The 10,572-nt window shown below is 66.1% G+C and carries 15 protein-coding genes and 1 tRNA gene; 1 reads left to right on the top strand and 15 read right to left on the bottom strand.

Annotated features, from left to right (window positions below; translation table 11 throughout):
* Positions 1-195: 195 nt before the first annotated feature.
* Positions 196-284 (bottom strand) — tRNA-Ser (locus KBY78_RS02045).
* A gap of 18 nt (positions 285-302) precedes the next feature.
* Positions 303-1,514 carry an alanine racemase gene (alr, locus tag KBY78_RS02040; RefSeq protein ID WP_255142105.1) on the bottom strand — a complete coding sequence of 404 codons (1,212 nt, stop codon included), beginning with the start codon at positions 1,512-1,514 and terminating at the stop codon, positions 303-305.
* A gap of 136 nt (positions 1,515-1,650) precedes the next feature.
* Here alr and KBY78_RS02035 point away from each other — a divergent pair, with 136 nt between their 5' ends.
* The gene (locus tag KBY78_RS02035) at positions 1,651-2,148 is read left to right on the top strand and encodes an HNH endonuclease (RefSeq protein WP_197162103.1); all 498 of its coding nucleotides are present in this window, start codon (positions 1,651-1,653) and stop codon (positions 2,146-2,148) included.
* 36 nt (positions 2,149-2,184) lie between these two features.
* Here the strand turns inward: KBY78_RS02035 and prfA are convergent, their stop codons facing one another.
* The 13 genes from prfA to rplO all read right to left on the bottom strand — a co-directional run bounded on the left by prfA (position 2,185) and on the right by rplO (position 10,572).
* Positions 2,185-3,288 (bottom strand): peptide chain release factor 1, encoded by a 1,104-nt coding sequence (gene prfA / locus KBY78_RS02030; RefSeq protein ID WP_255142104.1) that lies wholly within the window; start codon positions 3,286-3,288, stop codon positions 2,185-2,187.
* Positions 3,289-3,360: 72 nt separating this feature from the next.
* Entirely contained in the window at positions 3,361-3,633 is a 273-nt protein-coding gene (gene rpmE / locus KBY78_RS02025; RefSeq protein WP_006173328.1) for a 50S ribosomal protein L31, read from the bottom strand.
* A gap of 32 nt (positions 3,634-3,665) precedes the next feature.
* The gene (gene rpsI, locus KBY78_RS02020; protein ID WP_006173329.1) at positions 3,666-4,073 is read right to left on the bottom strand and encodes a 30S ribosomal protein S9; all 408 of its coding nucleotides are present in this window, start codon (positions 4,071-4,073) and stop codon (positions 3,666-3,668) included.
* On the bottom strand, positions 4,070-4,522 hold the full coding sequence (rplM, locus tag KBY78_RS02015) for a 50S ribosomal protein L13 (RefSeq protein ID WP_006173330.1): 453 nt from the start codon (positions 4,520-4,522) through the stop codon (positions 4,070-4,072). Before rplM ends, rpsI begins: the two co-directional genes overlap by 4 nt.
* Before the next feature lie 114 nt (positions 4,523-4,636).
* Complete coding sequence (gene truA / locus KBY78_RS02010; RefSeq protein WP_399215140.1) at positions 4,637-5,611, bottom strand: tRNA pseudouridine(38-40) synthase TruA; 975 nt, start codon at positions 5,609-5,611, stop codon at positions 4,637-4,639.
* Positions 5,608-5,958 carry a 50S ribosomal protein L17 gene (rplQ, locus tag KBY78_RS02005; protein ID WP_006173332.1) on the bottom strand — a complete coding sequence of 117 codons (351 nt, stop codon included), beginning with the start codon at positions 5,956-5,958 and terminating at the stop codon, positions 5,608-5,610. The genes truA and rplQ overlap by 4 nt, the downstream gene beginning before the upstream one ends.
* Before the next feature lie 47 nt (positions 5,959-6,005).
* Positions 6,006-6,944: a DNA-directed RNA polymerase subunit alpha gene (locus tag KBY78_RS02000; protein ID WP_006173333.1), complete on the bottom strand. Its 939-nt coding sequence runs from the start codon at positions 6,942-6,944 to the stop codon at positions 6,006-6,008.
* Positions 6,945-6,994: 50 nt separating this feature from the next.
* Positions 6,995-7,387 carry a 30S ribosomal protein S11 gene (gene rpsK / locus KBY78_RS01995; RefSeq protein ID WP_006173334.1) on the bottom strand — a complete coding sequence of 131 codons (393 nt, stop codon included), beginning with the start codon at positions 7,385-7,387 and terminating at the stop codon, positions 6,995-6,997.
* A 67-nt stretch (positions 7,388-7,454) separates the two neighbouring features.
* Positions 7,455-7,820: a 30S ribosomal protein S13 gene (gene rpsM, locus KBY78_RS01990; RefSeq protein WP_006173335.1), complete on the bottom strand. Its 366-nt coding sequence runs from the start codon at positions 7,818-7,820 to the stop codon at positions 7,455-7,457.
* Positions 7,821-7,914: 94 nt separating this feature from the next.
* Positions 7,915-8,028, bottom strand: a complete 114-nt coding sequence (gene rpmJ / locus KBY78_RS01985; RefSeq protein WP_006173336.1) for a 50S ribosomal protein L36 — start codon at positions 8,026-8,028, stop codon at positions 7,915-7,917.
* Positions 8,029-8,064: 36 nt separating this feature from the next.
* Positions 8,065-8,622 (bottom strand): adenylate kinase, encoded by a 558-nt coding sequence (locus KBY78_RS01980; protein ID WP_255142102.1) that lies wholly within the window; start codon positions 8,620-8,622, stop codon positions 8,065-8,067.
* 47 nt (positions 8,623-8,669) lie between these two features.
* On the bottom strand, positions 8,670-9,986 hold the full coding sequence (gene secY / locus KBY78_RS01975; RefSeq protein WP_006173338.1) for a preprotein translocase subunit SecY: 1,317 nt from the start codon (positions 9,984-9,986) through the stop codon (positions 8,670-8,672).
* Between the two features lie 133 nt (positions 9,987-10,119).
* Positions 10,120-10,572: a 50S ribosomal protein L15 gene (gene rplO, locus KBY78_RS01970; protein ID WP_255142101.1), complete on the bottom strand. Its 453-nt coding sequence runs from the start codon at positions 10,570-10,572 to the stop codon at positions 10,120-10,122.

Genomic DNA, 10,572 nt, shown 5'->3' with positions numbered 1-10,572 from the left:
TGGAGATCGAGGGCCGCGCTCCCTTCCTGCTGGTGATCTTCAGCGAAGGGTCGGAGCGAGCCGTCGATGATCAGCTCCTGCCTGAGCTGAGCCGACTGCTCAGCGAGGCCTGTGCAGCGAGCTGAACACCAGTGGCCTGAAGGCCTGCCCAGGCCTAACTCTGGGGGCCAGTCTGCTGGCTGAAGGTTCTTGGAACGGAGAGGGAGGGATTCGAACCCTCGACAGAAGTTGCCTCCTGTAACTCCTTAGCAGGGAGCCGCTTTCAACCACTCAGCCACCTCTCCAGGGGCTTGACGAGCTTATCAGCGATCGCGCGCGACCTCGCCAAGGCGGAGGCGGGGCAGGCGGTGCTTGAAGCCGCAAAGAATTTCCCAGGGGATGGTGCCACTGGCCTGGGCCCAGTCCTGGGGGGTGATGCGCTCGCCGCCGCCGTCGCCCAGCAGGGTGACCACCGAGCCCACCTCCAGCTGAGGAGCTTCGGTGGCATCGATCAGCAGCTGATCCATGGTGATCGCCCCCACCTGGGCCAGCCGGCGCCCAGCGAAGAGCACCTCCAGTTGGTTGCTGAGCAGCCTGGGCACCCCATCGGCGTAGCCGATCGTGACCACCGCCAGCCGACTCGGACGCCGGGTGGTGTAACGGTGGCCATAGCTCACCCCCACCCCGGCCGGCACCTCGCGGATCAGGCACACTCTTGCGCGCACGCTCATGGCGGGCTGCAGCGGTACCGTGTGGCTCAGGTGCTCCGCGGGCGCCTGGCCGTAGAGCGCCAGGCCCACACGCACCAGGTCGTAGTGGAGCCGGCGGCAGCGCAGGGTGCCGGCGGAATTGGCCAGATGACGAACTCCGGTGGCCAGTCCCAGCTCACCGGCGCCGCGCAGCACGCTCTCGAAGCGCTGCTGCTGGAGAGCGGTCAGGCCGCCCCCTCCCGGGTCGGGAGCGTCGGCATCGGCCAGGTGGGAGTAGACCCCAGCCAGCAGCACCGCATCCAGCCCGAGGAGGGCCTGCAGCAGCCTCACCCCATCGCCCCAGTCGACCCCGAGCCGGGCCATGCCGGTGTCGAGCTTGAGGTGCAGCGCCATGGAGCGGCCGCTGCCACTGGCCAGGTTCTGGCAGAGCAGGGCCTCGCGCATGCCGCTGATGGTGGGCATGAGGTCCCACTCCAGGCAGCTGCGCAGTTCCTCGGGGTGAATCAGATTCCCCATCACCAGCACCGGTGCCTCCAGACCCGCCTGGCGCAATTCGATGCCTTCCTGCAGGGTGGCCACCCCCAGAGACGTGGCTCCGCCAGCCATGGCCGCGCGAGCAACCGGGGCGGCGCCATGGCCGTAGCCATCGGCTTTGACCACAGCCATCAGCGACGAGTCCGGAGCCAGCCACCGGCCCAGGGCCCTGGCGTTGTGCTCGATCGCTGTCTCATCCACCTCCACCCAGGCCCTCTGCCGCGGATGAAGCCCGGGCGCCACGAACCGCTGGGGATCCTCAACTGGCAGTGGTTGTCTGGGCTGGAGCATCGTTGCTATCTCAGACGGGCATTCCAGCAGAGTCAATCTGGTGTGAACCGTCAGTCCAATCTCGTGCCTGTTGGCTCAAACCCGTTAGCATGGCGGCCATCTGGGGATCTGGCACCCCTTCCGTGGACCATGCGCCGTGAGCCAGGTTCTGGTCCTGAATGCGTCCTATGAGCCTCTGAACATCACCAGCTGGCGTCGGGCCACGGTGATGCTGCTCAAGGGCAAAGCCGAAGGTCTTGAGCACGACCCGAAGCATCCCATTCGTGGCGAGATGTTGCTGCCGTCGGTGATCCGTCTGCGCCAGTTCGTGCGGGTGCCCTTCAAGCAGTTGCCGCTGACCCGCCGCAACGTCTTCCAGCGTGACGGCCACAGCTGCCAGTACTGCGGCTACCAGGGTGAGCAACTCTCGATCGACCATGTGATCCCCCGCAGCCGCGGAGGGACGGACACCTGGGAGAACGTCACCACCGCCTGCCTGCGCTGCAATGTGCGCAAGGGCAGCCGCACGCCCCGGGAAGCGGCCATGCCCCTGGCCCGGGTGCCGCGGCGGCCGGTGAGCACCCTCTATTTCGAGGCCACCCGCCACATCCGCTCCGGTCGCCAGGAATGGGCCAAGTACGTGATCGGGGCCTGAGAGGCTCACTTGAGTCGCCTGTGTCAGCAGCGGGCCTCAGTCCACGCCTGCGCCTTCGGCTACCAGCTGCTCCAGACGGGTCTTCTGCTCCGCTGCCACGCACGCCCCGATCACCTCGGCGAGCTGGCCCTGCAGCACCGGCTCAAGGGCGAAGTTGCGCCCCAGCCGGTGGTCGGTGACCCGGTTGTCCTTGGCGTTGTAGGTGCGGATCTTTTCGCTGCGCTCGCCGCTGCCCACCTGGGCACGGCGGGCAGAGCTCTCGGCGGCGGCGGCCTCTGCCAGTTCCCGCTCCAGCAGTTTGGCCCGCAGGATCTCCAAAGCCCGCTCTCGGTTCTGGAGCTGCGAGCGCTCCTGGGTGCAGAACACCCGGATGCCCGTCGGTTTGTGCAGCAGATCCACGGCCGTCTCCACCTTGTTGACGTTCTGCCCGCCGGCGCCGCCTGAGCGGGCCGTGCTGATGTCGAGATCAGCGGGATCGAGCTGGACCTCCACCGGATCGGCCTCGGGCATCACGGCCACTGTCGCGGTGGAGGTGTGAACCCGTCCCTGGGACTCGGTGGCTGGCACCCGCTGGACCCGGTGCACCCCGGCCTCGTACTTGAGCTGGCTGTAGACGCCATCGCCGCGGATCGCCAGGATCAGCTCCTTGAAGCCGCCCAGGTCGGATTCCGAGGCACTGAGGGGCTGCACACTCCAGCCCACGGTCTGAGCGAAGCGCTCGTACATCCGGGCCAGATCGCCTGCCCACAGAGCCGCTTCATCTCCTCCAGTACCAGCGCGGATCTCGAGCATCACGCTGCGCTCATCGCGGGGGTCACTGGGGAGCAGGGCGAGGGTGAGCTGCTGTTCCAGTCCATCGAGCTGGCCTCCCAGCTCCCTGAGTTCCTCCTGGATCAGGGCCTCCATCTCGGGATCCCCCTTGCTCTGGCGGGCCAGTTGCTGAGCCTCCCCCAGTTGCCGCTGCAGGCTCTGCCAGTGGCCGAGGCCCGTGGCCAGCGGCTCGAGCCGGGCCCGTTCCTTGGAGAGACGGCGCAACTCAGAAGGGTCGGCCGCCACGGCAGGATCGGCCAGCTGACGTTCGAGCGCTTGGAAGGTGCGATCGGCGGCCTCAAGGCGCTCACGCAGCAGGGATGGATCCATGGGGGCGGGTGAGCAGACAGCACAAAGCCGGACACCCGTGGGCGTCCGGCCTCCAAAGCAGACCTGAACGGATCAGGCCTGGGTCTCGGCCTCGGGCTTGGCCTCTTCTCCCCCGGCTTTGGTGGTGGCGTTGTCAGCACTGCCCATGCCGTACTTGCGCATGAAGCGGTCCACGCGGCCCTCGGTGTCGAGGATCTTCTGAGTACCGGTGTAGAAGGGGTGGTTGCCACTCCACACGTCCACGTGCAGCTCGGGCTGGGTGGAGCCGGTGGTCATCACCACCTCTCCGTTGCAGATCACCTTGGCATCGGGATACCAGGTGGGATGGATGTCGGCCTTGGGCATGGCTGGAATGGGCTGAATACGGAAGGGAGGGATCAGCGCTTGGAGAACTGGGGCGCTTTACGGGCTTTCTTCAGGCCGTACTTGCGCCGTTCCTTGGCCCGGGGATCACGGCTGAGGTGGCCTTCGGTCTTGAGCGGCTTGCGGTTGTCCGGCGAGAGCTCACAGAGGGCACGGGCAGCACCCTGCTTGATGGCATCGGCCTGACCGGTGAGACCACCGCCTTTGACGTTGACCAGCAGGTCGTACTCGGCGGAAAGGCCAAGGGTGTCCAGGGGTGCCTTCACCGCGCTGAGGTAGCTGGGGTTGTAATTGAGATAGTTGTCGCCGGGCCGGCCGTTGATGGTGATCGAACCGGTGCCGGGGACGACACGCACACGGGCGACGGCCGTTTTGCGGCGGCCCGTTCCCCAGTAGACGACGCGGTTGGAAGCGGTGCTCATTGTGCGGTGGCGGAAGGATCGAGAGCCAGAACCTGGGGCTGCTGGGCGGCGTGGGGATGCTCGGCACCCTTGTACACCTTCAGTTTGCGGAACAACTGACGGCCGAGGGCGTTGTGGGGAAGCATGCCCTTGATGGCCTTCTCGACGATCCGCTCGGGCAGGCGAGCCTGCAGTGCCTCGAAGGTTTCGGTCTTCATGCCGCCGGGACGGCCGGAATGACGTCGGTAGATCTTCTGGCTGGCCTTGTTGCCGCTGATGCGGATCTTGTCGGCGTTGATGATGACCACGAAGTCACCGGTGTCCAGGTGGGGAGTGAAGGTGGGCTTGTTCTTGCCACGCAGCACACTGGCCACCTCGCTGGCCAGACGGCCAAGGGTCTGATTCTCAGCGTCCACCAGAAACCACTGGCGGTCGAGGGAATCGAGAGAGGGAACGGAGGTCTTGTTCATCGCACCGGCGGGCCGGATCGGAGTAAGGCACCATCCGAACGGATGGGGCTGGACATGGGGCGGAAGGGCCGCATCGATGGGTGACCCCAACGGCACGAAGCGCAATCCCTGAGCCTAACCTTTGCCCCATTGGCCCGTCTCCGGGACTCCGCTGGATGGATGATCCAGTGGCGAACTCGCCTTCTGGCTGGTGGACAGCGCGGGCGGGCTCAGGGAAGGAAGCTCCGGCGGATCCTGGCATTCCAGCCAGTGCCGCGGTTGGCCATCATACCAGGCGGATAGCGGGAAAGGTGGCGAAGGATAGCCCACCCTCAGAAGGCAAAGCCCATGGGCAGGGGCCGCCTCCTTCACCTCCGAGCGGGCCCGCTGCCGCCAGCGCCGCTCGAAGCCGGCCAGGCTCAGCTGGCCCTCTCCCACCGCCACCAGCTGGCCCATGATCAGGCGCACCATCCCGTAGAGAAAACCGCTCGCCTGGATCTCGACCACCACCAGGTCGCCGTGGCGCTCAAGGCTCACGGCCTGCACCTTGGTGCGGGCGTGGGGGCGGCGGCTGCCGGCCCGCTGGAAGGCGCTGAAATCGTGGAAGCCCAGTAACCCGCGCAGAGCAGTGGCCATGGCGCGTTCATCGAGGCGCTGCCGGTAGCGGTGCCAGCTCCAGGGGGAGAGAAACAGGTTGGGTCTGCGGCCGTTGTAGAGCGTGTAGCGGTAGCGGCGGTAGCAGGCGGAGAAGCAGGCGTGCCAGGTGCTGGGCACGGCGGCGGCGGCCCTGACCCGGATCGAGGCCGGCAGGCGGCCGTTGAGGGCCGCTGCCCAGCGCTCGGAGGGAATCGGTCCGCTGGCTTCGAAATGCACCACCTGTCCTGCCGCGTGGACCCCGCTGTCGGTTCGTCCGGCGGCCATGGCCCGTAGAGGGCGGTGCGGATCGAGTGTGGCCAGGGCCCGCTCCAGGGTCTCCTGCACGCTGGGCTGATGGGGCTGGCGCTGCCAGCCACAAAATGAAGAACCCTCGTACTGCAGGCAGAGGGCGATCCGCTGGATCGGACTCTGGTCTGTGCACGAGGGCAAGGTGGCGTCGACGTGGGGCGTCAGACCAGCTCGATGATGGCCATTTCGGCATTGTCACCCCGGCGGGGGACGGTGCGGATGATCCGGGTGTAACCCCCATTCCGCTCGCCGTAGCGCTCCTGGGCCTTGTCGAACAGGGAGTGCACCAGCTGCTTGTCGAAGATGTAGCCAATGGCTCGACGGCGGGCTGCCAGGCTGCCGTCCTTGGCGAGGGTGATCATGCGCTCAGCCTCATTACGCAGGGCCTTGGCGCGGGTCTTGGTGGTGGTGACGCGGCCTTCGCGGATCAACTGAGTGGTGAGTCCACGCAGGAGGGCCTTGCGTTGGTCGGCGGGTCGTCCGAGCAGAGGGACGCGGCACTGGTGTCGCATGATTCCGGGGAGATGGAAGAAGGTGAGGGAAAGTGAAACGTTGCCGCTCAGGCGGTGGTGCGGCTCTGGGGCAGGGAGATGCCGATGCGCTCCAGCGCTTCAATCACCTCATCAGCAGACTTCGAGCCGAAGTTCTTGATCTCGAGGAGATCTTCGTAACTGAAGCCCATCAGGTCGGAGACCGAATTGACCTGGGCCCTCTTCAGGCAGTTGTAGGCCCGAACAGAGAGGTTGAGCTCCTCCAGGGGAATCTGGCTCTCAGCTGAGGGCTCAGGCTCCAGGCCTGGCTCCTCGACCATGGTCAGACTGGCCAGGGGCTGGAACAGCTGGATCAGCTGATTGGCGGCCTGGGCCATGGCGTCGTCGGGTGTGATCGAGCCACTGGTGACGATCTCCAGGCGCAGGCGTTCGCGGGCCGACCCACCTTCGCCGACGGCCGTTTCATCGACGGTGTAGTTCACCCGGCGCACGGGCATGAACACCGCATCGATCTGGAGCAGATCGATTGCGCTGGTGTCTTCGTGATGACGGTCCACCGGCCGGTAGCCGACTCCCTTCTCCACATGAACTTCCAGTTCCAGCGAGTGACCTTCAGCCACGGTGGCGATCGGGCGATCGAAATCAATCACCTGAACCTGGGATGAGAACTGAAGGTCGGCGGCGGTGACGCTGGCGGGACCGTTCACGATCAGCCGGCCGATCTCAAGATCGCGGTTGCGGCTGTTGACAACGACTTCCTTGCAGTTCAGCAGGATGTCGAGGACGTCTTCGCGCACGCCCGGGATGGTGGCGTATTCATGGTTGACGCCGGCGATGCGCACGGCGGTGATGGCACTGCCCTCCATGCCGCCCATCAGCACCCGGCGCAGGGCGTTGCCGAGGGTGATGGCCTGACCGCGGTCCAGGGGCCCGATCACGAACACACCGGTCTGGGAGCGGTCGTCGGCGATGTGATGCTCGACCCGATCGATCTGATACTGATGCACGGCCTGATGGTGGTGAAGAGGAACGCCGAGGAGCGGCTGGGAACGGATGCTCAGACCCGGCGGCGCTTGGAGCGGCGGCAGCCGTTGTGGGGCAGGGGGGTGACATCCCGGATGAGGGTGATCTCGAGTCCGGCCACCTGCAGGGCCCGGATAGCGGTTTCACGCCCGGAGCCCGGACCGCGCACCAGCACCTCGATCTGACGCATCCCCTGCTCAAGGGCCCTGCGGCCTGCGGCTTCAGCGGCGGTCTGGGCCGCGAAGGGGGTGCCCTTACGAGCTCCTTTGAAGCCGCTGGCGCCGGCCGACGACCAGGAGATCACCTCACCGGCCGTGTCGGTGATCGACACGATGGTGTTGTTGAAGGTGCTCTGGATGTGTGCCACACCGTTGGGCACGTTGCGCTTGGTTTTCTTCGCGCCGGTTTTCTTGGCTGGCTTCGCCATGGACGGGGGGCTGGTGGGGTGAAAAGGTGGTGGGACTGAGCGGCGGGGCCGGGCTCAGGCAGGCGGATTACTTCTTCTTGCCGGCCACGGTCTTGCGGGCGCCGCGGCGTGTACGGGCATTGGTACGGGTGCGTTGACCGCGCACGGGGAGACCCATGCGGTGGCGGCGCCCCCTGAGGCAGCCGATGTCCTGCAGGCGCTTGAGGGCCATGCCCTCCTGACGGCGCAGGTCACCCTCGAGGGTGAAGGTTTCGACAGCTGCCCGCAATTTCTGGACATCGCCGTCGTCGAGGTCCTTGACGCGGATGTCGGGGTTGACGCCAGCCTTGGTCAGGATCTTCTGGGCCCGGCTGAGCCCGATCCCGTAGACGTACGTGAGAGAAATCTCGACCCTCTTGTCACGAGGGATATCGACACCGGCAATCCGAGCCACGAAAAAACGATTCAGTTGGGCAGAGGGAGCCCGGCCAGTGTGGGCAGGGCGGTGCGCCCCGAAGGGCACTGGGGGAGGAAGGACGCGGGGCCGGTCAGCCCTGGCGTTGTTTGTGCTTGGGGTTGGTGCAGATCACCATGACCCGGCCGTGGCGACGAATCACGCGGCACTTGTCGCACATCTTCTTGACTGAGGCACGCACCTTCATGGGCGGTGGCTCTCCTTTTTGCAAACAGCTAACGTATCACAAGGGTTGACTCACAACCGCACTGACCCTGCTCGCGACCGCCTCCACGGCCCCTTCCGCCTCCACCTCCCGGATCAAGCCCAGCTGGCGGTAGAAGGCGATCAGGGGTGCTGTCTGCTCGCGGTAGACCTCCAGACGGTTGCGGATCACCGCTTCGTTGTCGTCGTCGCGCCCGCGGCTGAGCAGCCTCTGCAGCAGGATGCCGTCGTCGAGCTGCAGGAGCACCACATGCTCGATCGGCTGCTTCAGCTCGTCGAGCAACTCCCTGAGGGCTCCGGCCTGGGCCAGGTTGCGGGGGAAGCCATCCAGCAACCAGCCGCCGTCATGGCTGAGCAGGCGGGCCTTCACGATCGCCAGGACCAGCGCATCGCTCACCAGTTCGCCCCGGGCCATCACGGCCTGGGCTTCCGTCCCCAGCTCGCTGCCCGCCTGCACTTCGGCCCGCAACAGTTCGCCGGTGGAGAGGTGGAGCAGACCGCGTTCAGCGGCCAGCAACTGGGCCTGGGTCCCTTTGCCGGCTCCTGGGGGGCCGAGGAAAAGAAGGCGGTCGGACATGGTCGGATGGGATGACTGAGATGGGCGCGGCTGTGGGCTGGAGCGGATCACTCCCGCACCATGCCCTCGTAGCGCTGGGAGATCACGTAGGTCTGCACCTGCTTGGCGGTGTCGATGGCGACACCCACAAGGATCAGCAGGGAGGTGGCCCCCAGACCCTGGAAGGTGCGCACCTGTGTGGCGCCTTCCACGGCGGAGGGGATGATCGCCACCGCTCCAAGGAAGAGACCCCCCAGCAGAGTGAGCCGGTTCTGCACGCCGCTCAGGTATTGGGCGGTGGCGGAGCCGGGCCTCACACCGGGAATGGCCACGCCCCCACGTTTGAGGTTGGTGGCGATGTCGATCGGATTGATCGTGAGCGAGGCATAAAAGAGCGAAAAGCCGCAGATCAGCGCGAAGAAGATCAGGGCGTAGAGCCAGGGTGTGCTGCTGTTCGGGTTGAGGTAGCCGGCCAGCTGGATCAGCCAGGGGGCCCTGGTGATGTTGGCGATTGTCAAGGGCAGGAAGACCACCGCAGAAGCGAAGATGATCGGCATCACGCCGCCGGCGTTGAGCTTGAGCGGCAGGTAGCTCTGGCGGCTGGCGAGGCTGGCCTGCCCCACCTGGCGCTTGGCGCTCACGATCGGGATGCGCCGGCTGCCCTCCTGCACGAAAATGATGCCCACGATCGTCACCAGGAAGATCAGCACCAGCACCACGATTCCGCCGATGGTGGCCCTGTCTCCGCTCTCGGCCAGCTTCACCGTGGAGCCGAGCGCCCTGGGCAGGGTGGCCACGATGTTCACGAAGATCACCAGGGAGGCGCCCTGGCCGATCCCCCGCTCGGTGATCACCTCACTGATCCACATGACCACCATCGCTCCGGTGACCAGCGCCAGGGTGGTCTGAATCACGAACACCGGCATGGGAATGCCGGGGAGGGCGTACTGACGAAGGATCAGTGCGAAAACGGTGCTTTGCAGCAGGCCCCAGCCCAGGGCCACGTAGCGGGTGATCTGGGCGATCTTGCGCCGCCCGGCTTCCCCTTCGTTCTTCTGGAGGTCCTCCAGCTGGGGCAAGGCGGCGGTGAGCAGCTGCAGGATGATTGAAGCGTTGATGAAGGGCAGGATCCCCAGGGCGAACACCCCCAGGGTGGAGATGCCACCGCCGGTGAAGATGTCGAGGAAGCCGATCAACTGGCCGCCCTGCTGGATGAACTGCTGGAAGGCCACCCGATCGATGCCCGGCACGGGGATGTAGATCCCCAGACGCACGAGCAACAGCAGGCCCAGGGTGGTGAGAACCCGATCCCTCAGTCCCTTGGACTGGATCACCTGGGTGATGATTTCCGCGGCACTGGGGTTACGGCCCCGGCTGACGAGCATGGCGAGAAGGGACGAGGGACGGACTGGCGGAGAAGGGGCAACGACGGCAAAGCCGCCTGCGCATCCGAAGAACGGCGGCAGACGGCTGGTTGCCTGGCGGATCCCTGAAAATCAGGGGTCAGGCTTTGGCCGATCAGTCGATCAGCTCGCAGGTGCCACCGGCCGCCTCAATCTTGGCGCGGGCCGAGGCGGTGAAGGCAGCCGCTTCGACGCTGAGCCTGATGCTCAGTTCACCGCTGCCGAGAATCTTCAGCGGATGCTTGGGGCTGGTAACCAGGCCAGCTTCCACCAAGGAGTCGAGGGTGACGGTGCTGCCAGACTCAAGTTCGGCCAGTTTGCCCACATTGAGCACGGTGAAGTGCTTGGGGTTGACGAGCGGGAAATGCTTGAGCTTGGGGATGCGCCGGTAAAGGGGCATCTGACCGCCCTCGAAGCCGGGGCGGGTGGGACGACCCGAGCGGGACTTCTGGCCGCGCATGCCGAAGCCGCAGCTGGCGCCCTGGCCGGCGGCGATGCCGCGGCCTTTGCGCAGTTTGCGGCGCCTGGCACCGGTCTGAGGGGTGAGGGTGCTGAGTGAGAGGGTCAT

It is taken from the genome of Synechococcus sp. EJ6-Ellesmere (assembly GCF_024345875.1).
GTDB classification, from domain to species: Bacteria; Cyanobacteriota; Cyanobacteriia; order PCC-6307; family Cyanobiaceae; genus Regnicoccus_A; species Regnicoccus_A antarcticus.
The sequence above is the reverse complement of the archived record's forward strand: the minus strand, read 5'-3'. Positions and strand labels throughout refer to the sequence as shown.